This window comes from Microcoleus sp. B4-D4, from assembly GCF_036705185.1.
GTDB lineage: Bacteria > Cyanobacteriota > Cyanobacteriia > Cyanobacteriales > Microcoleaceae > Microcoleus.
This window is the reverse complement of the sequence record NZ_JAUBTX010000023.1, coordinates 22,227-48,736: the sequence shown is the minus strand read 5'-3', so window position 1 is coordinate 48,736 and position 26,510 is coordinate 22,227. Positions and strand designations below refer to the sequence as shown.

Annotated in this window: 19 protein-coding genes and 6 pseudogenes; 6 read left to right on the top strand and 19 right to left on the bottom strand. The window is 45.9% G+C overall.

Features of this window, described 5'->3' with window-relative positions; translation table 11 throughout:
* Positions 1-190: 190 nt before the first annotated feature.
* Both QUB13_RS17610 and pheS read right to left on the bottom strand, forming a co-directional pair.
* The gene (locus QUB13_RS17610; protein ID WP_333382910.1) at positions 191-334 is read right to left on the bottom strand and encodes a hypothetical protein; all 144 of its coding nucleotides are present in this window, start codon (positions 332-334) and stop codon (positions 191-193) included.
* Positions 335-1,339 (bottom strand): phenylalanine--tRNA ligase subunit alpha, encoded by a 1,005-nt coding sequence (pheS, locus tag QUB13_RS17605; RefSeq protein ID WP_333382908.1) that lies wholly within the window; start codon positions 1,337-1,339, stop codon positions 335-337.
* Positions 1,340-1,757: 418 nt separating this feature from the next.
* Between pheS and QUB13_RS17600 the strand changes: the two genes are divergently transcribed.
* Positions 1,758-1,985: a hypothetical protein gene (locus QUB13_RS17600; protein WP_333382906.1), complete on the top strand. Its 228-nt coding sequence runs from the start codon at positions 1,758-1,760 to the stop codon at positions 1,983-1,985.
* Positions 1,986-2,085: 100 nt separating this feature from the next.
* Positions 2,086-3,204, top strand: a complete 1,119-nt coding sequence (locus tag QUB13_RS17595) for a hypothetical protein (RefSeq protein WP_333382903.1) — start codon at positions 2,086-2,088, stop codon at positions 3,202-3,204.
* A 396-nt stretch (positions 3,205-3,600) separates the two neighbouring features.
* Here the strand turns inward: QUB13_RS17595 and QUB13_RS17590 are convergent, their stop codons facing one another.
* Complete coding sequence (locus QUB13_RS17590) at positions 3,601-4,242, bottom strand: class I SAM-dependent methyltransferase (RefSeq protein ID WP_333382901.1); 642 nt, start codon at positions 4,240-4,242, stop codon at positions 3,601-3,603.
* A gap of 100 nt (positions 4,243-4,342) precedes the next feature.
* Between QUB13_RS17590 and hemH the strand changes: the two genes are divergently transcribed.
* A complete protein-coding gene (gene hemH, locus QUB13_RS17585) occupies positions 4,343-5,506 on the top strand; it encodes a ferrochelatase (RefSeq protein WP_333091974.1) in 1,164 nt (387 codons plus the stop codon).
* 286 nt (positions 5,507-5,792) lie between these two features.
* Here hemH and QUB13_RS17580 read toward each other — a convergent pair whose 3' ends face one another.
* On the bottom strand, positions 5,793-6,404 hold the full coding sequence (locus tag QUB13_RS17580; protein WP_333382898.1) for a DUF4126 domain-containing protein: 612 nt from the start codon (positions 6,402-6,404) through the stop codon (positions 5,793-5,795).
* A 365-nt stretch (positions 6,405-6,769) separates the two neighbouring features.
* Between QUB13_RS17580 and QUB13_RS17575 the strand changes: the two genes are divergently transcribed.
* Complete coding sequence (locus tag QUB13_RS17575; protein WP_333382896.1) at positions 6,770-8,056, top strand: Glu/Leu/Phe/Val family dehydrogenase; 1,287 nt, start codon at positions 6,770-6,772, stop codon at positions 8,054-8,056.
* 144 nt (positions 8,057-8,200) lie between these two features.
* Here QUB13_RS17575 and QUB13_RS17570 read toward each other — a convergent pair whose 3' ends face one another.
* The 12 genes and pseudogenes from QUB13_RS17570 to QUB13_RS17520 all read right to left on the bottom strand — a co-directional run bounded on the left by QUB13_RS17570 (position 8,201) and on the right by QUB13_RS17520 (position 21,530).
* Positions 8,201-9,304 carry a formylglycine-generating enzyme family protein gene (locus QUB13_RS17570; protein ID WP_333382894.1) on the bottom strand — a complete coding sequence of 368 codons (1,104 nt, stop codon included), beginning with the start codon at positions 9,302-9,304 and terminating at the stop codon, positions 8,201-8,203.
* A gap of 161 nt (positions 9,305-9,465) precedes the next feature.
* Positions 9,466-10,482 carry a ribonucleoside-triphosphate reductase, adenosylcobalamin-dependent gene (nrdJ, locus tag QUB13_RS17565; RefSeq protein ID WP_442922178.1) on the bottom strand — a complete coding sequence of 339 codons (1,017 nt, stop codon included), beginning with the start codon at positions 10,480-10,482 and terminating at the stop codon, positions 9,466-9,468.
* Positions 10,483-10,783: 301 nt separating this feature from the next.
* Positions 10,784-12,028, bottom strand: coding sequence for a ribonucleoside-triphosphate reductase, adenosylcobalamin-dependent (nrdJ, locus tag QUB13_RS17560; protein ID WP_333382892.1), 1,245 nt, complete (start codon positions 12,026-12,028; stop codon positions 10,784-10,786).
* 257 nt (positions 12,029-12,285) lie between these two features.
* The gene (locus tag QUB13_RS17555; RefSeq protein WP_333382890.1) at positions 12,286-12,573 is read right to left on the bottom strand and encodes a hypothetical protein; all 288 of its coding nucleotides are present in this window, start codon (positions 12,571-12,573) and stop codon (positions 12,286-12,288) included.
* Between the two features lie 124 nt (positions 12,574-12,697).
* Positions 12,698-14,860: a DUF4394 domain-containing protein gene (locus tag QUB13_RS17550; protein ID WP_333382888.1), complete on the bottom strand. Its 2,163-nt coding sequence runs from the start codon at positions 14,858-14,860 to the stop codon at positions 12,698-12,700.
* Positions 14,861-15,557: 697 nt separating this feature from the next.
* Positions 15,558-16,133: pseudogene (locus tag QUB13_RS17545) on the bottom strand (DUF6745 domain-containing protein); the annotation flags it as partial.
* A gap of 495 nt (positions 16,134-16,628) precedes the next feature.
* Positions 16,629-17,252: pseudogene (locus QUB13_RS17540) on the bottom strand (leucine-rich repeat domain-containing protein); the annotation flags it as partial.
* A gap of 294 nt (positions 17,253-17,546) precedes the next feature.
* A pseudogene (locus QUB13_RS17535) lies at positions 17,547-18,139 on the bottom strand (ABC transporter permease); the annotation flags it as partial.
* Between the two features lie 12 nt (positions 18,140-18,151).
* A pseudogene (locus QUB13_RS30510) lies at positions 18,152-18,661 on the bottom strand (DUF6745 domain-containing protein); the annotation flags it as partial.
* A gap of 546 nt (positions 18,662-19,207) precedes the next feature.
* Positions 19,208-19,507 (bottom strand): annotated as a pseudogene (locus QUB13_RS30505) (leucine-rich repeat domain-containing protein); the annotation flags it as partial.
* 273 nt (positions 19,508-19,780) lie between these two features.
* Complete coding sequence (locus QUB13_RS17525) at positions 19,781-20,821, bottom strand: ABC transporter permease (RefSeq protein WP_333382884.1); 1,041 nt, start codon at positions 20,819-20,821, stop codon at positions 19,781-19,783.
* Positions 20,822-21,017: 196 nt separating this feature from the next.
* The gene (locus QUB13_RS17520; protein WP_333382882.1) at positions 21,018-21,530 is read right to left on the bottom strand and encodes an adenine phosphoribosyltransferase; all 513 of its coding nucleotides are present in this window, start codon (positions 21,528-21,530) and stop codon (positions 21,018-21,020) included.
* A gap of 237 nt (positions 21,531-21,767) precedes the next feature.
* Between QUB13_RS17520 and QUB13_RS17515 the strand changes: the two genes are divergently transcribed.
* A complete protein-coding gene (locus tag QUB13_RS17515) occupies positions 21,768-22,934 on the top strand; it encodes a pyridoxal phosphate-dependent aminotransferase (protein ID WP_333382879.1) in 1,167 nt (388 codons plus the stop codon).
* A 387-nt stretch (positions 22,935-23,321) separates the two neighbouring features.
* Here QUB13_RS17515 and QUB13_RS17510 read toward each other — a convergent pair whose 3' ends face one another.
* Complete coding sequence (locus QUB13_RS17510; RefSeq protein ID WP_333091959.1) at positions 23,322-24,095, bottom strand: RNA polymerase sigma factor SigF; 774 nt, start codon at positions 24,093-24,095, stop codon at positions 23,322-23,324.
* Between the two features lie 441 nt (positions 24,096-24,536).
* Entirely contained in the window at positions 24,537-25,379 is an 843-nt protein-coding gene (locus QUB13_RS17505; RefSeq protein ID WP_333091958.1) for a photosystem II manganese-stabilizing polypeptide, read from the bottom strand.
* Positions 25,380-25,676: 297 nt separating this feature from the next.
* Between QUB13_RS17505 and QUB13_RS17500 the strand changes: the two genes are divergently transcribed.
* Positions 25,677-26,123 (top strand): hypothetical protein, encoded by a 447-nt coding sequence (locus tag QUB13_RS17500; RefSeq protein ID WP_333091956.1) that lies wholly within the window; start codon positions 25,677-25,679, stop codon positions 26,121-26,123.
* Positions 26,124-26,209: 86 nt separating this feature from the next.
* Here QUB13_RS17500 and QUB13_RS17495 read toward each other — a convergent pair.
* Positions 26,210-26,510 (bottom strand): annotated as a pseudogene (locus QUB13_RS17495) (calcium-binding protein); the annotation flags it as partial.

Genomic DNA, 26,510 nt, shown 5'->3' with positions numbered 1-26,510 from the left:
AGCCTCCGGATCTGCATTACCAGGCAGAGCCTGGTAACGAGCAATCGTTTAAGTTATTAAATTTTTATTCCTAAAGTCCTCACTAAAAACCAAAAGTATTAAAGGTTCGTAGTGAGGACTTTAGTCATTCTTTTTAAGGTTCGATCGTTCGGAATGCGAGTCCTTCTTTTCCCAAATACTAAAGTCCTAACTAAAAACCAATCCAATCCGGGTGAAACTCTTCAGACATCAGAGCGTGTTTTTTCGCCCTTTTCTCATCCCCCGAAACCAACAGCATCACTCTGCATTTACCCAAACCTCCAAACAGAGCCTCAAACCGATCGCAATTCATCATTTAAAATTGCCGCAAAAAGCGCAAATCGCTAGAATAAACCCGGCGAATATCGTCAATTTCATAAAGTACCATTGCGAACCGCTCCACGCCAAAACCAGCCGCAAATCCAGTATATTTTTCTGGATCTAAACCGACTCCTTTAAGAACATTTGGATCGACCGCGCCGCAGCCCAAAACTTCCAGCCATTTGCCGTTCCACTGCAAATCAACTTCAGCAGAAGGTTCTGTAAACGGAAAGTAACTCGTGCGGAAACGAATCGGCAAATCTTGTCCAAACATTTGCCGCAAAAACTCTTTAATTGTGCCTTTTAAATCAGTAAATGTCAGACCTTCATCGATCGCTAAAAGTTCGATTTGGTGAAAAACTGCTGCGTGAGTAGCATCCACAGTATCGCGGCGGTAAACGCGGCCGGGAGAAACAATCCGAATCGGCGGTTTGTGCTGTTCCATGTAGCGAATTTGCACCGATGATGTCTGAGTCCGCAGCAAGTCGCCTCCCGGCAGATAAAATGTATCTTGCATATCCCGCGCCGGGTGGTCGGGCGGAGTGTTCAGCGCCTCAAAGTTGTAATAATCTGTTTCCATTTCCGGGCCGTTGGCGACGGTGTAGCCGAGACCGACAAAAATATCGAGAGCGCGGTCTATGACGGCGTTTAAGGGGTGAACGCGGCCTTGGGGGCGAAAAATCCCCGGCATGGTGACATCGAGGGTTTCTGAGGCTAATTTGGCTTGGATTTGGGCAGTTTGGAGGCCGGCGCGTTTGTCTTCTAAGTCGGCTTGCAGGGCTTCTTTTACCGTATTGGCGATCGCGCCTACTTTGGGCCGCTGGTCTGGCGACAGTTTGCCCATCATGCCTAAAATCTGAGATAGTTGGCCTTTTTTGCCAAGGTAGCCGACGCGCAACTGTTCGAGTTGTTCGAGGGTATTCGCCGTGGCGATCGCACTTTTGGACTCTTGACCGAGGATTTCTAGTTGAGTTTCAATATCGCTTAGTTGGACAGTCATCTTGATTTTAGATTTTAGATCTGAGATTTTAGATTGAAGGCTGTTTTGAACCAAGCTGAGTTTACCGCAATCTTGGCACTACCGGCTTGTATATTTGAGATTTTAGAACAAACCGTGAAAAATGGGCACTGCGGGCGATCGTTAGTCATTAGTCATTAGTCATTAGTTAACAGTCAACAGTTAACAGTCAACAGTCAACAGTCAACAGTCAACAGTGCCACCGGAATTGTTGATACAATTAATCTGCGTTAATCTGTATTTATCAGCCCTCATCTGCGGTTTAAAAAAAAGATAATTTATCACTGCAGATGACAATTGATTGACGCCGATTCACGCAGATGCAGAGAAATCATTAGTCAATTGTAAAATCCTGTCAACAGTCAACAATCACTGACGTTGCAACCAGGGTAAACGCATCTTGGTAGACAATGCTGTGCGTGTGAGTTTGTGCGCGATCGCAATTATCGATTTTAGCCGGTTTAGCCACCCGATCGACCGCGCGACATTATTTTGGGTATTTTTGCTTAGGCGATCGTGGATGGGGCGATCGACCTTTCGGCTAAAATCCGGTGAAATCGAGGTATTGCGGGTATGCAGACAGCAGTGCGCCTTCCTGCGGATATCGGTAACAGTCGATCGAATTTGAATTCAATTGCCGACAACTCAAGAGAATCTATTAAGATATATAGACTTGCCCAAATCTTGCCAGTTCAAGATTGCAAGTTCAGACTCTACTGGAGCTTCTCATGTTAGCCGAGCTAATCTCTTCCAGACGCATACTCAAAGCCAAACTCCTCGACTTCTTAGGACTTCCCGAAAATTGCGAAGACAAAACAGATAACATCGTCAACCGAATTGTATCCGTACTAGAAATAAACGCAGCCGAACAACAAAGATTTTTGGAGACATTCAAAAGTGAATTAGCCGTCGCTCCGGTAGAATTAGAAGCAATGCTCAAGTGTTCGGCAGCAGAACGGCAGCAGTGGATCGAACAAGGCAAACTTCCTATTTTAGAATACCGCTCTTTCCTCAAATCTGGAATTCATTTAGAATATCCCGTTCACGACAGAAGATTCATCTTAACTCTCACGCCAGAAGACATTAACAACTGGCGCAAAGAACCCAAAGCGCCGAGCAAAACTAATGGTCAAATAGCGGCTGCTGTCAGTACAAACGACCCCGAAGAAAACGAACAATCCCGCATAGCTTTTAGTTCAGCTTGGGAAAAAATAATTGCCGACTGGAAAGAACAAGGTTCGGCGGAAATTTCTGCAACCTTCCAGCTAGCTTACTGGACAGTTTGGGCATCACGGTGGGCTAAAGAAAATCAGATCAAAAGTCAAGGAAGTGAATCTAAGAAAATCTACGAAACTCACCAGCAGGAATGGTACCACCGCAAAAATCAAGCAGTTAAGTTACTGATTGAAATGCCCTACGCCATGCTTTACTTTTATCGTCCTCCCGATGGTGACAAATTATATCTGGAACTGTGCGACGACCACCAGGATATGATGAAAGATGACTACTATTGGGACAAGTGGGAGTTTTTTAATCAGAATCGCAAACTGGTAAATAGATGCCGCGAATGCGTGTACTGCGAAACCAAAGATTATTACTCGCTTTACTATCTCGAAATCAAGAGCGATAAGTTTCCCGATTTTAGTTTTTCTTACCACACGCCGTACACCATCGGCCGAAAATTTTTGCCGCATCCCGAAACGCTTCCTCCCGTTGACCACGTAGAACAAGACGGCATTTTTCGCTTTGGCCGCCCGCTGCTACAACAAGAAAAAGTTATTCACACAGAAAAGGATGTGTTGCTCAAGTTTGAGGCGGCTTTGGCTGAGGCCAAAAAGTTTGTTTAGTCAGTAGTCAGTAGTCAGTAGTCAGTAGTCATTAGTCATTAGTCAGTAGTCAGTAGTCATTAGTCATTGGTTTAAAAGTAGAGTAATGTGCACGCGCGCCGACTTGAGAAACCGGGTTTCTTTTAATATTTATCGTCACTCAACCCACAACCCTTAGAAATCGGGTTTCTTGTTCGCGCACTCACGACCAGAGAAACCGGGTTTCTTTCAATATTTATCGTTGCTGTTACGAATAATCGTGAAACCCGGTTTCTTACCGTGATAGGCACGTCCGTTACTAATGACCAATAATAAATAACCAATAATAAATAACCAATAATAAATAACCAATAATAAATAACCAGTAATAAATAACCAATAATAAATAACCAATAATAAATAACCAATAATAAATAACTACTTTTCAACTTGGATTACTTGAATGCTGCCGCCAGCATAAAGTTTAGCTTGTTGATTTGCTTGGGAATTGTTAGGTTGAAATCCAACTTCTGCCAACAAACTATTCAAGTCAGTTTCGATTAACTCCCAAGCGGTTTCAGTCTCAAACAACCACAAAAATACAGCCAACCCCGGCCAAAATACTGGATTTGTGGGCCGATGAAAATCTACCAAAGTGAATACACCCCCCGGCTTGAGTACGCGGTAAACTTCTTGAAAGATTTCCCTCAACTGTAGGGGCTGCATTTCGTGCATCGCTACGCTGCTGTGCACCAAGTCAAACTCACCGTCGCCAAATGGCATGGATTCGGCAAAAGCTTCTACATACTTGGCTGACGGTACATTTTTTCTGGCCCGTTCGAGCGATCGCGGCGAAGCGTCAAGTCCTGTGACATCCTGGGAATATTGCACGAGAAACTGCGTAGTTTGACCGCTACCGCAACAAAGGTCTAAAATTTTAGTTTCCGCGCTAGGGGTCAAATTTTGCAGGGCTAGCTGGCGAAAACGAGCCTCGCCACCTACGCTCAAAGCAGCCAGACGGGCGATCGCGTCGTACAGCCACTGATACCGATAACTTAAATCTCTAAAAATTGTTGCCATAGTCAAAATTATGTATAGCTTGTTATCGACTTAAGATATCATGAGGCTATATTGTTAAAATAAGTAACAGAACTGAGACGATGGGAGAGCTGTAACTGCTATGGGCCGTGTGGGAGTATTGCTATTAAACTTGGGCGGGCCAGATCAAATCGAGGATGTCCGTCCTTTCCTGTTCAACTTGTTTGCTGACCCGGAAATCATTCGCATTCCGTTTCCGTGGATGCAGAAACCGCTCGCCTGGTTGATTTCGACCCTGCGATTTCAGAAATCCCAGGAAAACTACCGCCAAATCGGGGGCGGCTCTCCTTTGCGCCGGATTACCGAAGAACAAGCCGCTTCCCTGCAAGAACTCTTGCAAGAAAAGGGACAAGATGCCCGAGTATACGTGGGGATGCGCTATTGGCATCCTTTTACCGAAGAGGCGATCGCCAAAATTAAGCGCGATCGCATCGAACAGTTGGCAATCTTGCCGCTATATCCTCAATTTTCCATCAGTACCAGCGGTTCTAGCTTCCGGCAGTTAGAAGAAATGTGGGGCAAAGATCCAGCCCTCAGCGAGATCGAATACACCGCTATTCCTTCTTGGTATCAACGACCTGGTTACATTCAGGCGATGTCGGAACTGATCGCCCAAGAATTAGACAACAGTCCACATCCCGATCGAGTTCACATCTTTTTCAGCGCCCACGGTGTCCCCCTCAGCTACGTAGAAGAGGCTGGAGACCCCTATCAGCGCGAGATTGAAGATTGCACTCGTCTGATTATGGAACATTTGAACCGATCGAACGAACACACCCTCGCCTATCAAAGTCGGGTTGGCCCGGTGGAATGGCTCAAGCCTTACACCGAAGACGCGATTACTGAATTGGCAGAAAGTGGAGTCGAAGATTTGTTGGTAGTTCCGATTAGTTTTGTTTCGGAACACATCGAGACTCTGCAAGAAATTGACATGGAGTATCGAGAACTAGCAGAAGAATCGGGGATAGAAAATTTCTACCGAGTGCCGGCACTGAATACCCATCCGGTGTTTATTGAGGCCTTGGCCGATTTAGTCATCGAGTCGATCGAATCTCCCAGCGTTAAATTCTCTGATGTAGTACGCCCTTCCAAGAGAGTCAAAATGTACCCTCAAGAGCAATGGGAGTGGGGTTTGACGACGGGGGCCGAAGTCTGGAACGGTCGTGTAGCAATGATTGGTTTTATAGCATTAGTGATCGAGTTAGTTACGGGTCAAGGCCCGCTACACTCGATCGGCTTGCTTTAAAAAATCGGTTGTGCGATCGATCTTTAGGGACGGCTTAAGCCAGCAATCAGTGGTCTTAACTTCAATCTGAAATTCTTGATATCTCTGGTTTGTATTTAAGTATCGATCCCCCCTTAGCTTGCTCTCTACTCCCCCTTCCCTAGGGGGATATGACCCCGGCAAGAAACGAGAAATACAAAGGGGTTCCAGACAATTGTTAACACCAACAGCAGACAAACAACCTGCGCCTAAAACCCGCCCCCGCCCCTGAGAACCGCCAGAGGGCGGTCTTTGTATCTACCTTAAACTAATCTGGATCGTGCTTGTGGCGGCGGGGATTTTCCCCATCGGCCACTATTCCCTGACTTCTGTACCAGCGATACCACTCTTTAGAACTGCGAATTGCCAGCCACAGCAGCAGCATAGCAACTAACGCTCCCTGTCGCGGGGCATCAAAGGCAAATAAAACCAAAGAAATGCACAGAATATCTTGCAAAAAAATTACCCAAATCGGCAAACCCCGCAGCCGGTAAAGCCATCCTGCTTGTACCAGTTGCAGCACTAAAGCCAACAAACCTCCGACAATACCAATAATCCACAGCATCCAGGGATGAGCAATAATTTCGTTGATCGAACTTACCTGAGCGATCGCAATTCCCATAATTGCTCCTACAATGGGACTGAAAATAATCTGCACAACTTGCAGCATCCGCTGTCCCGCAAAAGTTTTAGAAGCAAATAACTCTAACAGCGACCAACTCACCAAGATGGTAATAGCCACTTGGGGAGGAACCCCCGATAATAGAGGTATTTCCGACCAAAGTTTATCAATCCGCAACAAACCAATTAACAGCAGGGGCAGGGCAATTCTCATACCCCCCGCCGCCGATGCAGATAACGCGGCTAGGAGTCCAACCATAATAATAATTGAGTTTAGAACATATGCTAGAGCCTCGATCTATGTCACAATTTACTTCCCCTAGTGACTGGCTGTGATTTGAGCGATCGAACTCAAATTACCCCTTGAGCTTAAATATATCTCTCTATTTTAAGTGTATTTGCTTAATCTCTGCTTGGGATTGCGATATTGTCGATCGAGACAAAGCAGTTGACTGTTGACTGTTGACTTTTTTCAGAAGAAAGGAGGCAGCATTCAACCGGGATTGTGATTAAATTAGCTTAAGCAGCAGAAGCCTTCTTCTCTCTGACAACTGACAACTAACAACTGTCAAGTGACAACTAACAACTGACAACAGTCAACTGACAACAGTCAACTAACTTCTTATGTCTGATTCATTATTTGCCGATGCCAGCCGCCGATTAGAACGAGCCTTAAAATATGTATCCCTTTCCGAGGATACGATCGAACGGCTCAAATATCCCAAATCCAGCTTAATTGTATCGATTCCCGTGCGGATGGACGACGGTTCCCTGCGAATTTTCCAAGGTTATCGAGTGCGCTACGACAACACCAGAGGCCCCTCTAAAGGAGGAGTGCGCTATCATCCGGGAGTATCCCTTGATGAAGTGCAATCCTTGGCATTTTGGATGACTTTTAAATGTGCGGTTCTCAACATACCATTCGGAGGAGGCAAGGGCGGAATTACTGTCAATCCCAAAGAATTGTCTAAATTTGAATTGGAAAGGCTGAGCCGGGGTTACATTGATGCGATCGCAGATTTCATCGGCCCCGATGTCGATATTCCCGCACCGGATGTCTACACCAATCCCATGATTATGGGTTGGATGATGGATCAGTACAATATTATTAAGCGGCAGCTTTCTCCAGCGGTAGTGACAGGTAAACCCGTGACAATTGGTGGCAGTTTGGGCAGAGATACGGCCACAGCAATGGGTGCTTTTTTTGTAGCACAAACTATTTTACCGAAATTTGAGCTAAATCCTCAAGATACAACTGTAGCAGTACAAGGTTTTGGTAATGCAGGTGCCGAAATAGCAGAACTCCTGTGGAAAGCAGGTTACAAAGTTGTTGCTGTCAGCGATTCCCAAGGGGGAATTTATACTAAACAAGGGCTGGATATCCCCAGTATTCGAGGCTTTAAAGACTCTAACAAAGGTATCAAAGCTATTTACTGTGAAGGTTCAGTTTGCAATATTATCGAACACGAAATCTTGACAAATGAGCAACTTTTAGCGTTAGATGTAGACGTGCTGGTTCCAGCAGCTTTGGAGAATCAAATCACTGAAGCGAATGTTAATGATGTTAAGGCTAAGTTTATTTTTGAAGTAGCTAACGGGCCGATTGATTCTGCTGCTGATTTGATTTTAGAAGCGAGGGGAATTCAGGTAATTCCTGATATTTTAGTCAATGCCGGAGGTGTAACGGTTAGTTATTTTGAGTGGGTGCAAAACCGCAGCGGGCTTTATTGGACGCTGGAGGAAGTCAACCAGCGGTTGAATCATAAAATGGTCGAAGAAACTGAGGCAATTTGGAAAATATCTCAGGAATTGTCAGTTTCCATGAGAACTGCTGCTTACGTGTACGGGTTAAATCGACTCGGAGAAGCGATGAATGCGAAGGGAACGCGGGATTATTATGTGAACGGTTGAGGGAAGTGCGATCGAACAATTTCAATCTTTTCTCCTAGTCCGCCAGGAGTGGACTTCGTATCTGTAGAAGCGATTTCCTAAAGGGTAAAAGCCTAGAGAAGAGGTCTCGCGGGAGACTCACAGCACAGAACCGAAAACCGGAGACTACGCGAAAACAAGAGCTACGCGAAAACCGATGTCCCAGCCGCCGAGGCCCGCCGAAAACGAGTGACTACGCTCGGCACTGCGGCAATCGACCGCAGAGCTGTACCTGGAACTGCCACGCAGCACTCGGCAATCATCCGTGCCAGTTTCCCAGGAACTTCCATCAGTTGGTGCGCCCTTATAGTTATCGTGGCCTTTATCGCTGCACCACTGCGGAATATTGCCGTGCATATCGTACAACCCAAACGCATTGGGGGGAAAACTCCCGACATCGGTTGTTTCTTCGCGGTAAAGTCCTGTGGGGGCGTTGGCGTAGGGGTAGTTTCCGTTGTAGTTAACTAATTCCGGGGTAATGGTTTCCCCAAAATGAAAAGGGGTTGTTGTTCCCGCACGACAGGCGTATTCCCATTCTGCTTCACTCAGGAGGCGATATCTTTTGCCGGTTTTTTGCGAGAGTTTGTTACAGAATTCGACAACTTCATCCCACGATATATTTTCTACAGGACGTTTTTCACCTCTGAAATAGGAAGGGTTATTTCCCATCACTGCTTGCCACTGTGCTTGGGTGATGGGGTATTTGCCTGCCAAAAAAGCCGGTACTGTGACTTGATGCTGAGGACTTTGGCTATGATGTCTACCTTCTTCCTTTTTGGGGGAACCCATCATAAATGTGCCGCCGGGAATGTAAACCATTTCGAGTACAATTCCGTTACCTAAGTCTTCAGGGAAGAACAGAGAAAAGGACTTACTGCGACTGTTTTCTTTTCCCGACGAATCGACTGTGATGACATCAAATTCAAATATAGAAGAATAGTTACGTAAATCTTCTTTTAGCTTCGGCTCATCCCTCTCTTTCAGCAGTGAATAGGCAGCTATTTTTACCTGCATTGACTCATCCCCCAATGCTTGAATTATCAAATCTAAGCCTGCTTCTCCATATTTCAGCGCTTCGGAGAGTGCGGTGATTCTAACTTCGACAGCGGGCGAAGCTAAGCGGCTTTTAACGCCTGGGATGCCTCCGAGTATCGCAGCATTGACAGGAATTGAACTTTGACCGCCGAGAACGGCATCGTATTCTCTAGGTTCATTTTGATGGTCTGACATTGCACTAAAGCCTCTGCATTTTAATTCAGCACAACTTTAATCTCTGATTGTCAAATGATAGCATTTTTAGCTACCCCCTCGATTATGCGGCAGTTTCAACCGCCTATTTCCTGAAAATAATCAAAAAAAATCCCCCAAATGGGGGATTTCGTTCAAGGCTATTACATAGCCTTAGTCTCCGGCATCAAACACTTATCTGAATCGCAGCCCGCCGGCCCCGAATCCATCATTTCACCTAAGTCATAACGGCTCAAAGCCGCGTGAAAAACATCAATTTCGCGGCGCGCTAAACTCTCTTCCACCATTTTGGTGTAAGTTTCCTTGTTTATCGGTTCAAATGGCAAACGTGGGAAAGTTTCAAGAGCATCAAACCGAGCTAAAAGCGCTGCGGAAATGTAGCCTTCGTCGTCGCGAATGGCTTCGTAAATCCGAGTGCCCAAACTTTCAACTTCATTTTCCCGCAATTCAATGGTGGCCGAAGTGTTATGTCTAACATAGAACTTTTGTACCTGCATATAAAAGTCCATTTGTGCCGCCGCTGAGAATTTGTTAATGTCAATTTGATCGGCACCGGGTAAATCAGCCCAACTTACCGCAACGGGTATTTCTACCAGCCATTCCGTGCAGCGTTCGTCGAAGGGATTGTTCAGCAAATTGCCGTTTTCATCTTTGTCAGATTGAGACGGAATCACGTTGTATCCGTAGTCTATGCAGGCGAGGGCTACGGGGTCGTTTTTGCCGAAAGTGATTCGGCGAATAAAACGCTGGGCTTTCGGTGGATGCCAGCCGGGAGAAGCACCTGTCAGCAGAGATTTTGTCCCCGATGGTTGAACCGTTGTGCAGCGATTTGGGCGTTTCAAGGAATGGCGATCGCAATAATCCCATACTACGCGATCGACAATCTCCCGCCAACCAGTCAAATACTCTTCTTCCCGCTGTTTAAAAGCAATTCCTTGCGGAGTTTGCGGGCGGCCTTCCACCCACCAGCGCAGCCACTCAACGCCAAAAGCATGAACGAAGAAATCGAACAATCCCGTGAAAGATACGCCGACAATCGGGTCTAATTCGCGGCTGTATTGATAGCGAGGTTCGAGAAATTTGTGATTGAGAAGTACCGCTACAGATAAACCTGCTGCCCTGAAAGCTTCCTCTTGTTCTTTGAAGTTGTAAGGATCGATTTGATTGAGGTGAACCTCCCCCAGATTACAGTGGAAGTTAGATCCAATGATTTCCAGTTTTGTTATCCTAAAGGCTTTTTATCCTCTAGTTCTACAGATTCCATTTTACCTGTAGCTCGGCGTACTTTTTCATTTACTTTAGTTATAAATGCCCCGCACTCTTGCCAGGATTATATTCTTCAATCAAGAAGGTTCACCCGGTACGCTCTACGGTGGTAAAGGATTTTTAATTCCCTTACTTACCTCGGAATTAACATCTCAGTCTTCTCCGAATTTGCGAGGTTTTTAACGTGAGGCAAAATTACTTACCACACGGGTTTAAGCCCAAACGAACTGATCGATGCTCTAATTCTTCCGCAGTCATGTCAGGATAGCGTTCCTGCAACCACTGTTTAGCTTTTCCTTCGTCGTAAGCTTTCAAGAACTGATTTTTAAGACTCGGTGTTGAAAGTAAATCGACGTTAGCTCTAGCTACAGCTTCACCAGCCCATTGAATTGCACCTTCACCAGAATAATACTGTTTTCTGACAGCATCAATACATTCTTCTAATGTAGGCTTGGAATGGAAAACGCGGGTATGATTTGCCATTCTCAAAGCATCGCGTTCTGGATCTATTCTCCAGTTGCCTTTATCATCTTGTTGCCACAGGTTATTTTTAGCATTTGCCCCCAGTTCGTCGTCAAAAGAAAACTGACGAATTCCCGCGCTGCGCCTAATATTTCCAGCAACAATTGTGACCGCTGCTTCATCAATCAATACGCAGCATTCAACTGAATTTAATTGCCGCCCTTGAGCTTTATTCAAAATTGCCGCGCAGCGCTGATAAAGGTCGGGCAATTTCACCGGATTTGCGACTCCGCCAAAACCTTTTAAAGGTTCTCCTACCGGGCGAACGTCGCTCAAATCGATGTAAACTTGAACTTCGCCTGCAAATCTTTCATCTGTGGATAATTCCAGTAAAGTTTGATAGGATTGCACCCAACCTTGGCGAGAATCTCCGACATGGATAGTGGCGGTTTTTTTGTCTATTTTTACTTCGGTTGCTTGGCGGCGCGACTGGGCGGGTGTAGAGCCGATTTCGCCTTGCATTGTCACGGTTAAGCGGTTGCGGATTGGCGGCAATTGGTTGATATATTTGGGTTCCAAAACTGCACCGGTGCCGCAGCCCATCATTGCCAAATCCATTAACAAGCCAAAGGCGCGCCAGTCGATAATATTGGTTGAGGAACAATTATAGGCGCCGGAAAAGTTTTCGGGTTGTTCTATCCATTTGCTGCCGCCTACCCACAGCCAGCGCCCGGAAGCGAGGGTTTTGAGCTGGTTTTGCATCCGGTGTAGGAGCTCTGTTTCTTCAGCAGTGAGGTTTCCTAGCGATTCTAAGCCCTTGACGGTTCGATCGCACACTTGGGCCCAAGTCTCCCGCCCTGTCTCGGTACGGCGGCTGTACGTCCTGAAAAATATTGGATTTGCTGTGGGTACTGTTTCGGGAAAATCGGACTGGTTGCGTTTTTCGCTGACACTCGATCGCTCTAATTTTGGAACCATAATTTATGTACTGACGCGGAATATATCAACAGACTATGAATATACAATAGGATTCAGATTGAGAGTTAAACGTTAATATATTGGACGAATTGCACTAAATAGGGTGTTTTGGGCTTTGTCAGATCCAAGACTTACGCAGTGTCAAAGAAACCCGGTTCCTGCTCATCCGTGCGCCGGCAAACTAAGAGTGCCCCAAAACTCAATCAAAAAACCCGATTTCTGCCAGAAACCGGGCGAAGCGCAAAAGTTGTCAATTGTCAATTATTTGTCAATAAAAACTCAATATTCGGTAACAGCGGGTCTTGAACAATCCCCACACCCTTAAAGCTCCAACGTTCCAGCAGCTTTTTTACCTGAGAACCAGAAATTGATTCTACTCCGAATCGATCGGCAACATCAGCAGCATGGGTGTTGAGATAGCTCAAAGCGTCATAGTCTTCGCGAAACATTAACAAGTAACTAACTACCGAATCAGGATTAGGATTGGCGGATAGATATTTGCCGTCACTGCGGGAACGTAGCAGGTAAAAAACTTGAGATAACATCTTATCTTTGTTGTCAAAATAATAGATTAACTCAAATTGGGAATCGGGAATCGGGAATTGGGAATCAGGAATTCTCTTCCTTTTTCCTTCTTCCTTCTTCCTTCTTCCTTCTTCCTTCCCCTATTTAAATCAAAGTCAGCGCCAAACCTTTAAATCCCCTGCCGTCGCCAATTGGACCGACGATCGAAGCTTGACCGGTCGTCAAATTAATATTGTACAGGCTCGAAACTCCCCCAACCTCGATCGCAGCCAAAGCCGTTTCGTTACCGCCAACACTCCTGACATCAAAGCCGAGGACGGTACCAGCATCAACTCCCAAAGAGCCGATCGTATTCAACACTCCATTATTCGGCGGATCTTGCCGCACCAAAACGTCTAAATTGCTGTCGATGGCAAACAAAGTTGTCGAATTTACCCCCGGCAAGTTATTCACATAAGCAGCAGACGCCACCCCCGGAGAATTTCCAAAATTGCGATCGCCCGCAGCATAAGCCAAATTCCCGTCGAGTTGAATTCCCCCCGTCAGCGTGTCAGTATCCACAACTGCCCCCGTATCCGGGTTGAGGCGGGCATTTTGACCAGCTTGATTGACAAACCGAATGCGATCCACCGTCGGATTGAAATCAAAACCCGCAGCCCCCGGAGTCACACCAACAGGAAATTGCCCAGTCCCGACTTGACTTGCAGCCCCAGTCACAGGATCGATGGCGTACAAGCGATTGCTAGAACCCACACCGAAAAGTTGGCCGTTAGCGGGGCGAAAATCAATTCCCAGCAAACTTTCTCCAGGCTGCAAACCCGTAACTGTTGCGTCGCCCAGAATTGCCTGCGGTGCCGCCTCGTTAAAACCGACAATTGCTTCAGCGCCATTTCTGACAGTCAAAGCGTAAGCTGTAGGCAAAGGCAAAGCCAAACCGTTAATCTGTCTTCCGTCGGCAATTTGGCCCGCGAAGGAAGCTTGACCGGTTGTCAAATTGATATTGTACAAACCGGAAACGCCCCCAACTTGCAGCGCAGCCACCGCGACATCGCGGCCGCCGATAGTTCTGATATCAAAGCCGAGAATGCTAGTAGCATCAACTCCCAAAGATCCGATCGTATTCAACACTCCATTATTCGGCGGATCTTGTCGCACCAAAACGTCTAAATTGCTGTCGATTGCAAACAAAGTTGTCGAAGTTACCCCGGCCAAATTGTTAGTATAGGCAGCCCCAGCCACCCCCGGAGAACTTCCGAAATTGCGATCGCCCGCAGCATAAGCCAAATTCCCGTCGAGTTGAAGTCCCCCCGCCTGCGTGTCAAAATCCACAATTCCCGCCGTATTCGGATTGAGGCGGGCGTTTTGACTGGCTTGATTGAGAAACCGAATGCGATCCACCGTCGGATTGAAATCAAAACCCGCAGCCCCCGGAGTCAAACTAACAGGAAATTGCCCGCTACCGACTTGACTTGCTTCTCCCGTTCTGGGATTGACAGTATACAAGCGATTGGTAGAACTTACACCGTAAAGTACGCCGTTAGCGGGTCGATAATCAATTCCCAGCAAACTTTCTCCCGCTGGCAATCCAGTCACGGGCAAATCTGAGATGACACTTCCCGGATTGGAAAGACTAAAACCCACAATCCGATTAGTAGAAGTTAAAGCATAAGCGGTTGTCCGCGGTGGAGGCGGGAGAGTGGGAACAATGCTGCTAATATTATTAGTGAAATTTGCCGGGCCGATCGAGTTTCGATTAACACCTTGGAGAACCGCAAAAAATTCTCCAGTCACCCGGTCTTGAATAACAGTATTGTTTCCAGCTTCCAGAATATTCAAGTCGCTAAAACTGACACCTTCTCCCAAACCGATTAAATCTGTACCCGGTGCAAAATCTGCGATCGCGTCAGCATCGCCCAAACTTACACCGCCGCTGGTACGAAAAGGATCGGCATCAGCGTAGCGCCTCAAAACAAATACGTCTGCCCCCTCGCCGCCGCTTAGGATATCAGTACCGCGATCGCCCGACAAAATATCATTGCCGGAGTTTCCTGAGATGAAATCGCTACCTTTTCCGCCAACTAAAAAATCGCTACCTTCACCGCCGTTAATAGTATCGTTATCTAAATCTCCAAAAATCGAATCATTGCCAGAATTTCCCTCAATGGAATCGCTTTGCTTTCCTCCAAAAATGCTGTCATTTCCCGAGTTTCCCGCAATGGTGTCATTTCCCATTAAACCAAAAATTAGGTCATCTTCTGGAGTTCCGGCTAGCAAGTTTGCTTGTGCGGTGTCTCTTATTTCTGCCATGCTGTAATCACCCTCTAATTTTGATACTTCCGTTGCCTAAAAGCGGCGGTTTTTTCATTTTAACATATCACAAATTCGCACTTTTAGGATAGTTTTTCTTATTTTCGGCTGTGTGGGCTGCCATAAAAGTATTACACGCAGGTAAAATGATATATAAACCCGCCCCCAGATTCAAATAAACTCACTCCTAAATACAGATCACTTAGCCGTATTTTATAGTTGGCTGTGTAGCTGGCGCGCGATCGCAGCTCAACTGCAAACAGGCAAGCTCAACTTTTTAGCGATGCGAACCTATGAAATTTTGTACTGCGTTCATTAGTAATATACGCTGACTCTATAATTTTGGATCTGTACAGTCAGAAATTATTTTGCAACTTTAATCTTAAAGCCTCCGAAGGCGGGCTTTTTGTGTGTAGTGGCGACAACCATCGCTCAATATAAAGTGAATTATAAATGCGGAATTGGCATAATAAGTGGAACAGTCGTCTGAAGAGGAGTTAAGGTTTCCTGCAAGGGTTTAAACCCCATACCGCAATCGGGGTTTCACATTAAGTTGACACCAAAGAGTTTTGCCTGCAAACGCAAAAAAGCAGTTTTTTCGCTTCTTCTTTCTTCCTTCTTGCTCAGGACTTACGCAAGCACACATTGCGACTGCTAATCAAATTTGATTTAATTATATACTGCCGCCGCAACTAGATCAAGTCTGCACGGAAAATTCCTCTGCATCAATATCCCAATTTACCCAGCGAATTGCCTCCCTCGCTGATGTCAGGTTAGGCGGCACTCTCAAAGCGTGAATGAATCCCGTACTCGGACAAGTCATTTTTAACAAACAAATCGGCTCGACATCGGCGTTATCTATTTTTAATAGTGCATATTCCTGCCAACTATCTATTTGTTCTGCTGACAACTCTTGACAAATGCGCTCGTAACCAATTCCTTCAATTAACACTCGCCGAAGTTCGGCATTCTCTTCTGTTAAAAGCCATTGTGATTGCCATTGATTTGGGTGGACTTTGCCGTATTCTTCAGGCAATCTGACGCCGTGATAATAGTAAAAATTCCATCCATCCGCAAACTCGATCGCAGGTTCTGCTTCAGCGTGCAAGCGGTTTTGACTGTCAAAGCGCAGATGGCGGGGGCGATCGCACACCGCGCAAATCTTTTCAAAGGGAAATATAAAACCGCAATGCTCGAAAAGCAGCTTTTGGCAGCGAAGTATTTCTTGTGCCTTTTGGGAAATATTGACGCCTAATGAAGAGATATACCATTCAGTCAAATAGATTTCTTTAAACAAAGTCGTGGGGTTTTCATGGGATGGGAGGTCGAACAAATGATCGGGAAAAACATTCCCCATCATTCGTTCCGATCGCTCATATTCGTCAAGCACTTCGTACATTAGCGAACTCAGTGTGCTGTCTGCTTCGGGATCGATCGTCATGCAATCGAGCTCATACCCCCACACCGCCGGACTTGTAAATTCTCTCACAATCGATGGGGACATGGGCACCCATTTCCCGTCTAGCTTTTTCCCCAATCTATTCCAAGGCCCTTCGTTTGACCAGTTTGGTGAATGGTCGCCTTTGGGGTTGAAGATTTGGAGAAAAGCGTCGCGGGGACTGCTGCAAATAATAACTTCGGGTTGTTCTAGCCCAATAGCAGCATAGGCAACTTTGATGGCTTCTGTAGCTTTTTGAGCATCAATTGGCTTAGTCGAGAGAGTAAGACGTTGCTCTGCGAGTTCGCCTAACACGCACAGAGCAGTAATTTGATTGTTGTCGAGATACAGTGTTGTCAGATTGGTGAGTGATCGCAAGGCGCTGATATCGGTAATTTCATTGTTGTAGAGAATCAGTTCTGTCAGATTGGTGAGCGAGCCGAGGAAGCTGATATCGGTAATTTCATTGTTGTAGAGAATCAGTTCTGTCAGATTGGTGAGCGAGCCGAGGAAGCTGATGTCGGTAATTTGATTGCTGTCGAGATCCAGTGTGGTCAGATTGGTGAGCGAGCCGAGGAAGCTGATGTCGGTAATTTGATTGCTGTTGAGATCGAGTGTTGTCAGATTGGTGAGCGAGCCGAGGAAGCTGATATCGGTAATTCTATTGTTGCCCAGATTCAGTGTTGTCAGATTGGTGAGCGAGCCGAGGATGCTGAAGTCGGTAATTTGATTTTCGTAGAGATACAGTTTTGTCAGATTGGTGAGCGAGCCGAGGAAGCTGATATCGGTAATTCCATTGCGGTAAAGATTCAGTGTTGTCAGATTGGTGAGCGAGCCGAGGAAGCTGATATCGGTAAGTCCATTTTGACACAGATTCAGTCTTGTCAGATTGGTAAGCGAGCCGAGGATGCTGAAGTCGGTAATTTGAGCGCCCCAGAGATCCAGTTCTGTCATGCTTGAAAGTATCTGCTGGGCTGCTTGCACGTGATCAGTGCCAGCCTTTTTTAACAGCACTTTAACTGTGTGCCTTGCCGATTCTGAAAGAGTGTCAATATGCCTGCACCAGCCGGCAAAGCTGCTAAAACGCATTAACTCGTTTCGTTTTTTTTTTGACATAAAACACTCCGAGATGGGTAATTGGGCATGGGGCATGGGGCATGGATAATGGGAATAATGTTGACTGTTGACTGTTGACTGTTGACTATTACAAATCGCCCTTGCGTACCTCATATTACTTAGTTAAGTCTACTATCTTAAATCTTCCAGCTTAATCCTCGGATCGACAGCTTTCAGCAGCAAATCCGCCCACAAATTCCCAACAATCAACATGGTAGCACCCATCATCAAACTCGCCATTACTAAATACAAATTAAAATTTGTCACGGCCTCGCCTCGTCAGCTTTCCCAAACCCGACCAATTAAAGAAATATTCGGCAATAAACCCACCGCTCAACAAACTAGCTTGCCTCAAAACCCAATAGCGTAACCAACGGATTAACAGCATTCCGCAAAGCATGAATGTAAATTACTCGATCGTCCCGCAAACCGGCTTTCCCGTGCTGTTCGGATCTAATCTTGACGCAGCACGTCCCACAATTGTCGGCGCCTCAATCTTTGCCGGAAAGCAAAACCAGTAAGGCTCAAAGCGACTGTTGGCAAAATTAAGTGCCAGCCGTAATCGAGGATTTGACCCCACATTCGGTAAGTGTGCGCGATCGATACAAGTCATTACTCCGACGGGAAACAGAGGCGAAGTATTCCTAGCTTGATAGCAGCAGCAACGGTGCGATCGAGATCGGAAATCCTTGTCCCCTGTAGCTGACTACTTGCAGAACTCGATCGCCGCAACTCGATCAAGTCTGCACGGAAAATTTCTTTGGATCGATATCCCAATTTACCCAGCGAATTGCCTTCCTAGCTGATCTCAGGTTAGGTGGGACTCTCAAAGCGTGAATGAATCCCGTACTCGGACAAGTCATTTTTAACAAACAAATCGGCTCGACATCGGCATTATCTATTTGTAATAGTGCATATTCCTGCCAACTATCTATTTGTTTTGCTTCTAATTCTTGACAAAGGCGATCGTAACCAATTCCTTGAATTAACACTCGCCGAAGTTCGGCATTCTCTTCTGTTAAAAGCCATTGGGCTTCCCATTTATTTGGGTGAAATTTGCCATATTCTTCAGGCAATCTGACACCGTGATAATAGTAAAAATTCCATCCATCCGCAAACTCGATCGCAGGTTCTCCTTCCGCGTGCAGGCGGTTTTGACTGTCAAAGCGCAGGTGGCGGGGGCGATCGCACACCGCGCAAATCTTTTCAAAGGGAAATATCCAACCGCAATGCTCGAAAAGCAGCTTTTGGTAGTGATGTATTTCTTGTGCCTTTTGGGAAAGATTGGCGCCTGAAGATATATACAATTGGGTTAAATAGATTTCTTTAAACAAAGTCGTGGAGGTTTGAGGGTAATAAAGGTAGAACAAATCTTTGAAAAAAACCTTCCATATCGTTCGTTCCGATCGCACATAGCTGTCAACCAATTCGTTCATTAACGAACTCAGTGTGCTGTCTGCTTCGGGCTCGATCGTGATGTCACAGATCTCATCGTCCCACAGGCACGAAATTGCCAATTCTTCCATAGGGGATATCCATATCTGGTTTAAATTTTCCCCCAATCTATTGCTGTATTCGTCTGAGCAGTTTTGTGAATGCTCGCGTTTGAGCCTGTTGAAGATTTGGGGACAAACGTCGCGGGGACTGCTGCAAATAATAACGGAGGGTTCTTCTAGGCCAATAGCGGCATAGACAACTTTGATGGCTTCTGTGGCTTTTTGAGCATCAATTGGTCTAGTCGAGAGAGTAAGACATTTCTGTGCGACTTCGCCTGACACGCACAGATCGGTAATTTGATTATCCACGAGATTCAGTTGTGTCAGATTGGTGAGCGATCGCAAGGCGCTGATATCGGTAATTCTATTCTCGTAGAGATTGAGTTCTGTCAGATTGGTGAGCGATCGCAAGGCGCTGACATCGGTAATTTCATTGGTACTGAGATCGAGTGTTGTCAGATTGGTGAGCGATCGCAAGGCGCTGATGTCGGTAATTTGATTGTAGCCGAGATCGAGTGTTGTCAGATTGGTGAGCGAGCCGAGGGGGCTGATGTCGGTAATATCTTCATAATGGCCGTAGAGATACAGTGTTGTCATCCTTGAAAGTATCTGCTCCGCTGCTTCAGGGTCATCAGTGCCAGCCATTTCTAACAACTCTTTAACTGTGTGCCTTGCCCCTTCTGAAAGGCTGTCAATATGCCTGCACCAGTCGGCAAAGCGGCTAAAACTCATTGGTTCGTTTGGTTGTTTTTCTGACATAAAACACTCCGAGATGGGTAATGGGAATACTGTTGACTGTTGACTGTTAACTTTTGACTGTTGACTGTTACAAATCGCCATTGTGTACTTTTTGTTACTGAATTAAGTCTTCTATTTAAGATTTTCCAGTTTAATTCTAGGGTCAACTGCTTTGAGTAGTAAATCCGCCAACAAATTCCCCACAATCAACATGGTCGCGCCCATCATCAAACTTGCCATGACTAAGTACAAATCTTGATTAGTCACAGATTCCAAAGTCAGCTTTCCCAAACCAGGCCAATTAAAGAAAAATTCAGCAATAAATGCACCGCTTAACAAACTAGCAAACTCAAAACCCAATAGCGTGACTAACGGATTAATCGCATTCCGTAAAGCGTGAACGTAAATTACTCGATTGTCGGGCAAACCTTTGGCCTTTGCGGTGCGGATGTAATCTTGACGCAGTACGTCCAATAATTGTCCGCGCATCAATCTTTGTAAGCCTGCAAAACCAGTAACGCTGAGGGCGACTGTTGGCAAAATTAAGTGCCAGCAGTAATCGAGGATTTGACCCCACCAAGGTAAGTCTGCATGGTCGATGCTGGTCATTCCTCCGACGGGGAAAAGAGGGGAAGTATTTTGAGCAAAAAATAGCAGCAGCAAGGCTGTGATAAAGCTGGGAAATCCCTGGCCGGTGTAGCTGACTACTTGCAAAACTCGATCGACTGTGCGGTTTTGATTGACGGCGGCGACTATTCCCAAAGGAAGCGCGATCGCCCAAGTTACAATCAAAGAGGCGATCGCCATCAACAGCGTCGCCGGCACCCGTTCCCACAGCAGCGACGCTACGGATCGCTGATACACAAAACTCGTGCCAAAATTCCCCCGCGTTACAATTTGTTGCAACCACAGCCAATACTGCACAATCGCTGGTTTATCCAAGCCGAACTGCTGTTCGAGTTGCTTGAGTGTCTCCGGCGAAATCTTGGGATTTTGGCTCAAAGTATCTAAGTAATTTCCTGGTGCCAACTCAATAATTGCAAAACAAAGAGCCGATGCTAAAAATAAGGTTAAAAGTGCCTGCAACAGTCGCTTGATTACATAAGTAAATGTCTCGCTACCCAACACAGAATTCAACATTCGCAACTTTCGATTAGATTTAATAGAAGTCATAGGATTTTAGATTTTAGATTTTAGATTTTAGATTTGTGAATGATATTAATTCCAGTTGCATCGGAATGATTTAACCGCAGAGATCGCAGAGATCGCAGAGAAAGAAAAGAGAGAGATGAATGATTCCGATGCAAAGGTCAAGGATATTATTGGTCAACAGTCAACAGTCAACAGTCAACAGTTAACAGTTAACTGACTAATACTCAACTAAGGTAACAATTGGCACATCAGGCAATTTCTGCCTGCCACCCAAAGCCTGCAATTCAATGACAAAAGCAAAACCGATAAGCTCGCAGCTTGCTTGCTGCAACAACTGAGCCGTTGCTACCGCCGTTCCGCCAGTGGCGATTAAATCGTCCACAACCAGCACCCGGCTGCCGGATTTCATCGCGTTTCGGTGCATCTCCAGTCGATCGACACCATACTCCAACTCGTACTCAGCAGAATAAACTTCTCCTGGCAGTTTCCCCGGCTTGCGGACAGGAATAAAGCCTATTCCCATTTTATAAGCCAAGGGCGCGCCAAAGATGAAGCCCCGCGATTCCATGCCCACCACATAGTCAGCAGACATTGCAGAGCATTTTTCGGCTAAGCTGTCAATGGTGTAGCTGAGGCCTTGCGGGTTGGACAGCAAAGTTGTAATGTCTCGAAACAGAATTCCCGGCTTCGGGAAATCAGGAATGTCGCGAATCAGAGATTTGAGATCCATAAGCTTGCAGATCCGGGTTGAAGGTAACGAGGCATCAAAAATGGTACAATAATAACGTGAAAATTTAAAAATTTAAAAATAAAAATTAAAACTAAGAGCTTCTTTAATTTTTATTTTTAAATTGCTTAATCCTTTGCGTACTATGTAAACAAATGTCATAATTCCCTAACAACAGGGTTGAATATCACGATTTGTCGCCCTATGATCTAAAGTCAAAAATCTAATATCTAAAATCCAATGATTAAGTTGGCAGCACGAGTGGGTGAGGTTTCTCCTTCTATAACCTTGGCGATCGCAGCTAAGGCTAAAGCCATGAAGGCCGAAGGGATTGATGTCTGTAGTTTGAGTACGGGAGAACCAGACTTTGATACCCCCGAACACATTAAAGCAGCGGCAAAACAAGCTTTAGACGCGGGGAAGACTAAGTACGGCCCTGTGGCTGGGGAACCGCAGTTAAAAGCTGCGATCGCCCGCAAGCTCCAATCCGACAACAATCTCAACTATCAACCGGAAAATATCATTGTCACCAACGGCGGCAAGCATTCCCTCTACAATCTGATGATGGCTTTGATCGAGCCCGGAGATGAGGTAATTATTCCGGCTCCCTACTGGCTGAGCTACCCAGAAATGGTGAAACTAGCCAGCGGCAAGCCAGTAATTGTACGGACTGATGCTTCTACAGGATATAAAATTACACCGGAACAACTCAGCCAAGCGATTACTCCCAAAACCAAGTTATTTGTCCTCAATTCGCCTTCTAACCCGACAGGAATGGTGTACACCCGAGCCGAAATCCAAGCGCTGGCCGAGGTGATAGTCGATCGAGATATTTTAGTCGTTTCTGACGAGATTTACGAAAAAATTATATATGACGGCGCTCAACACGTCAGCATCGGTTCCCTGGGCAAAGAAATCTTCGATCGCACCCTGATTAGCAGCGGCTTTGCCAAAGCTTACTCGATGACAGGCTGGCGCATTGGCTATTTAGCCGGGCCGGTCCAACTAATCAAGGCCGCGAGTACCATTCAAGGTCACAGTACCTCAAACGTGTGTACCTTTGCACAGTACGGCGCGATCGCAGCTTTGGAAAGCAGCCAAGAGTCTGTCGAAAAAATGCGACTAGCTTTTGCCGATCGGCGTAAAGTAATATTTGAATTGCTCGATGCCATCCCCGGAATTAGCTGCATCAAACCAGACGGTGCTTTCTATATGTTTGTCAACATCAGCAAAACGGGAATGACTTCTCTAGAATTTTCCGACGCTTTCCTAGAACAGCAACAAGTAGCAGTTATTCCTGGGATTGCATTTGGTGCAGACGACCACATTCGTTTATCTTACGCCACCGATTTAGACACAATTAAAAAAGCTGTAGAAAGGCTCGATAAATTTGTCGGAAGCATCTAAAAATTAGTCATTAGTCATTAGTCATTAGTCATTTGCTACTAATGACTGTTGACTGTTGACTGTTGACTGTTAGCTGTTAGCTGTTAGTTGTTAGTTGTTAGTTGTTAGTTGTTAGTTGTTATTGGGAATTGAGAATTGAAAATTGGGAATTCGTAGCAAGTAACCAATAACTAATAACCAATAACTAATAACCAATAACCAATAACTAATAACCAATAACTAATAACCAATAACTAATAACCAATAACTAATGACAACTGAGAACTGAGAACTGAGAACTGACAACTGACTACTGAGAACTGACTACTGACTACTGACAACTGACTACTGACAACTGACAACTGACAACTGACTACTGACTACTGACTACTGACTACTGACTACTGACTAAAGCTGCTTCGTCATAATTTCCTTGAGCAAATCGAGTCCTTTCTTAACTCGCCGAGAAACTGTTACCGCACTGATACCCAAGCGTTCGGCGGTTTCCTTCTGAGTCAAATCGTAGAGAAAAACAAACTCCAATATCTCGCGAGTCCGTTGTTCCAACATCGCCAAAGCTTGCTGTACGCGAATTCGATCCTCTTGGGCCAACTGAAAACTCCGATACTTGCTATCGGGCATCAATTCGCCCAGACTTGTCGCACCCTCATCTTCATCCTGCATCGGCGCGTCCAAACTGAGAGGCGATCGGTTGAGGTGGGCTAACTTAATTTCTCGCCATTCTTCAACAGAAACCTCAAGCACTGCGGCTACTTCTGCATCCGTAGGTTTGCGGTTGAACTGCACCTGCAAATCCTTGATTGCTGCGACAGACTTGCGTTCCAGGGACTGCCAGTGGCGGGGAAATCGCACCGAAGGGCTTTTGTCTCGCAAGTAGTGTTGAATTTCGCCCCGAATGTAGGGAATTGCAAAGGAACTAAAAGCGTGTCCCCTCGACAGATCGAATCGCTCGATCGCCCTAATCAACCCTATACACCCGACTTGCTGCAAATCGTCGTAGCTTTCACCGCACTGGTTTAGCCAGTGGTAAACTTCTTTTCTCACCAGTCCAATATTCAGTTGAACTAACTGATTGCGGACTTCATTCGAGCCAGAATCTTGGTACTCGCGCAACAATTGAAAATTTTCGTTTTTTAGCTCGTTCGGGGCTGTGGTAGACATGGCGGCATAAGGGTTGGTAGAGCAGAGGACTGATGTTGCTTTATATCTAGTTTCCAATCTAGCTTAACAAAAAATATTTATAGGTGGTGTAATCCTAGCACCTAATCGTTGTGACAGCGAACACGCGAGTTTAATTTTGGGAAGGCGCAGGGATTTGAACTGATTATCCCAAGGTAGGAATTCAAATTTAACGGGGATTTTTTCACACCGCATTATAAGCTAAAAACGGTTTAAAAGCAATACTTTAAATAATAAAAAATCTTCTCTTAATAAATTGCAACTCAATTATAGTTTAATCATAAATTTATTCATTAGTCAACAGTCTTCAGTGATCTTGCTAAAGACTGTTGGCTAATGAAGAGCGAGCAGTAGCTTGAGGCCAAAAAACTGCTCTAGTTCGTTGGCGAAGCCCTCGCAGAGGATCGATCCAAAAAGCCAATTTTACGAAACAGAAGGCTCGATGCGAGCGTAAAATAAACCGCGAATTTTCACATCCAAAGCAGGTCTAGCTCCCAAATCAGTATCAGAAGTCTGCAAGCTTTCAAAAATCCCGCCTATTTCGCCAGTGGCGCTGTTGACTTTTGCAACTTGGAGAGAAATTTTGCCCGCCTTTGTGTTGGTGTCAGCCAACTTCACATTAGAGCGTTTGAGTTTGGAGTTGTCAGTAGCCGGAAGCGCTACAGCATGGTCGTAACCAGAGGCTACCCCGCGAGCTTTAGGGTCTAAAAAGGTACCGCTGCGGTAAGAAGGAACGTTAAAATTTCCTCGCAAATCGGTGGAAGTATTGATAGCAACCACTCCAGGCTCGGAACTGGCTACCAGTTCTTTAATAGTGAACAAGAAAGGTACTTGCTCTCCGCCCGGTAACAGAATCGTAATTGCTTGAAAGTCCAAGCCATCTTCTTCTGTAAAAGTCAGAGTCCCATCCTTACCAACATCTAGCGTACCTTGAACTTGGTCAATGCTCGACGTGAACCGAGTCAGCACTTTACCAGGCACAAATTCTGCCTCTTGGCGTTTGTTTGCTGGTTCTTCCTTCACAAAATAAGTTGTGGGCTGCAAACACATACCAGTCAGTTTATAGGTTGCGCCCGCTTCAATAGGGATAGATCCGCGAGAAGTTTCTGCCAAACTAGGGCAGTTATTTGCCAATCCAGTACCTCTGATCTGGTCGTAGGTGAGTAACTCGGTAGTCGCCACCGTTGTATCAGGAGCCGAAGAACAAGCAACCAGCGCACTCATGCAAAATGCTAAAAGTGCAACAATTAAAGCACGATATTTCATTGCCAACCTCAATCTCCAACATCGGATTATATTAAGAAAAAGCCCTATTTCGAGCAAAATACAATTGCTCACGGGCAGGCCCTGCCCGTGCAACCATCCGAAAGCCATCACCGAGTTGGACTCAAACAGTCGAGCTAGCTACTGCGGTGAAATTAAGCCTTGACTTAGGATTTCTCAAAATTTTCGGATCGTCGCCCAATACACATGGTACGACGGGTTGTGCTCTTTTCCTGACTTGAGTTGCAAATTAATATTGCTTAGGTCAACCTACTTAAGTTACGTTGCTCCTAGCCCCGAATGCCGATCGCCACTAGCTCGATTAGTCGGTTGACACCAGTGGCCCCGGAAAAACGCCTTGTAGATTTCAAAGGAAGCAGCAGTATGGACAACGGCAAAAATTTAGAGTCAGAAAAGTTGCAGTCTCAACTGCAATCGTTGACACAGGCGATTCGGACTTTAGCCGAAAGTTGTCAGGGAGACAGCGTACTGCTTTTGGCTTTGCTGCGAGCTTTAGAAGCTTCGCACCAGGAAATTCGGGACGGTTTGTTTCAAGCGTCTTTTCCCGACAACCGCCAAGCAATGTACAAACTGATCAGGAATATTGAAGCCAATGGCGGCTGGCCTTACATCCAGCGCATGAAACTTCGATCGCTCTTGGGGTACAGCAAACAATTATCTCCCCTAGAATACGATCCCGCCGAGCATGAAAACGACTCGGCCGAGACTGAGCAAGACCTTAAATAGCCTGAGCGATCAGTTATGAGTTATGAGTTTTGAGTTGGTGAGTTTGACATTAACTCAAAACTCATAACTAAGCTGCCCTCGCGCCCCTAGAACCCGAAAGGTGTAGGAGGTACGGGTGTCGGACTCGGCAGCATCGAAGGAAAAATCTGCGTCTGGCCAGGCATTGGCAACAGCCCGGGAGTAGGAGTCGGGGCGATCGAACTAATTGACACCATCGAATCAGGCGCCGTAATAGTCGGCGCAGTCGGAATCCTCGAAGCAGTCGGAGTCGTCACCGGAGTCGGAGTCGTCACCGGAGTCGGAGTTGTCGCCGGAGTCGGAGTTGTCGCCGGAGTCGGAGTTGTCGCCGGAGTCGGAGTTGTCGCCGGAGTCGGAGTTGTCGCCGGA

What these genes read in the sequence shown, in the direction of transcription:
- QUB13_RS17500 (WP_333091956.1), top strand. Translation starts at nt 25,677, where the DNA reads ATGCCGATCGCCACTAGCTCGATTAGTCGGTTGACACCAGTGGCCCCG.
- QUB13_RS17525 (WP_333382884.1), bottom strand. Translation starts at nt 20,821, where the DNA reads ATGACTTCTATTAAATCTAATCGAAAGTTGCGAATGTTGAATTCTGTG.
- QUB13_RS17505 (WP_333091958.1), bottom strand. Translation starts at nt 25,379, where the DNA reads ATGAAATATCGTGCTTTAATTGTTGCACTTTTAGCATTTTGCATGAGT.
- QUB13_RS17570 (WP_333382894.1), bottom strand. Translation starts at nt 9,304, where the DNA reads ATGTCAGACCATCAAAATGAACCTAGAGAATACGATGCCGTTCTCGGC.
- pheS (WP_333382908.1), bottom strand. Translation starts at nt 1,339, where the DNA reads ATGACTGTCCAACTAAGCGATATTGAAACTCAACTAGAAATCCTCGGT.
- QUB13_RS17595 (WP_333382903.1), top strand. Translation starts at nt 2,086, where the DNA reads ATGTTAGCCGAGCTAATCTCTTCCAGACGCATACTCAAAGCCAAACTC.
- QUB13_RS17520 (WP_333382882.1), bottom strand. Translation starts at nt 21,530, where the DNA reads ATGGATCTCAAATCTCTGATTCGCGACATTCCTGATTTCCCGAAGCCG.
- QUB13_RS17610 (WP_333382910.1), bottom strand. Translation starts at nt 334, where the DNA reads ATGATGAATTGCGATCGGTTTGAGGCTCTGTTTGGAGGTTTGGGTAAA.
- hemH (WP_333091974.1), top strand. Translation starts at nt 4,343, where the DNA reads ATGGGCCGTGTGGGAGTATTGCTATTAAACTTGGGCGGGCCAGATCAA.
- QUB13_RS17580 (WP_333382898.1), bottom strand. Translation starts at nt 6,404, where the DNA reads ATGGTTGGACTCCTAGCCGCGTTATCTGCATCGGCGGCGGGGGGTATG.
- QUB13_RS17510 (WP_333091959.1), bottom strand. Translation starts at nt 24,095, where the DNA reads ATGTCTACCACAGCCCCGAACGAGCTAAAAAACGAAAATTTTCAATTG.
- QUB13_RS17575 (WP_333382896.1), top strand. Translation starts at nt 6,770, where the DNA reads ATGTCTGATTCATTATTTGCCGATGCCAGCCGCCGATTAGAACGAGCC.
- nrdJ (WP_333382892.1), bottom strand. Translation starts at nt 12,028, where the DNA reads ATGGTTCCAAAATTAGAGCGATCGAGTGTCAGCGAAAAACGCAACCAG.
- QUB13_RS17550 (WP_333382888.1), bottom strand. Translation starts at nt 14,860, where the DNA reads ATGGCAGAAATAAGAGACACCGCACAAGCAAACTTGCTAGCCGGAACT.
- QUB13_RS17515 (WP_333382879.1), top strand. Translation starts at nt 21,768, where the DNA reads ATGATTAAGTTGGCAGCACGAGTGGGTGAGGTTTCTCCTTCTATAACC.
- QUB13_RS17590 (WP_333382901.1), bottom strand. Translation starts at nt 4,242, where the DNA reads ATGGCAACAATTTTTAGAGATTTAAGTTATCGGTATCAGTGGCTGTAC.
- QUB13_RS17555 (WP_333382890.1), bottom strand. Translation starts at nt 12,573, where the DNA reads ATGTTATCTCAAGTTTTTTACCTGCTACGTTCCCGCAGTGACGGCAAA.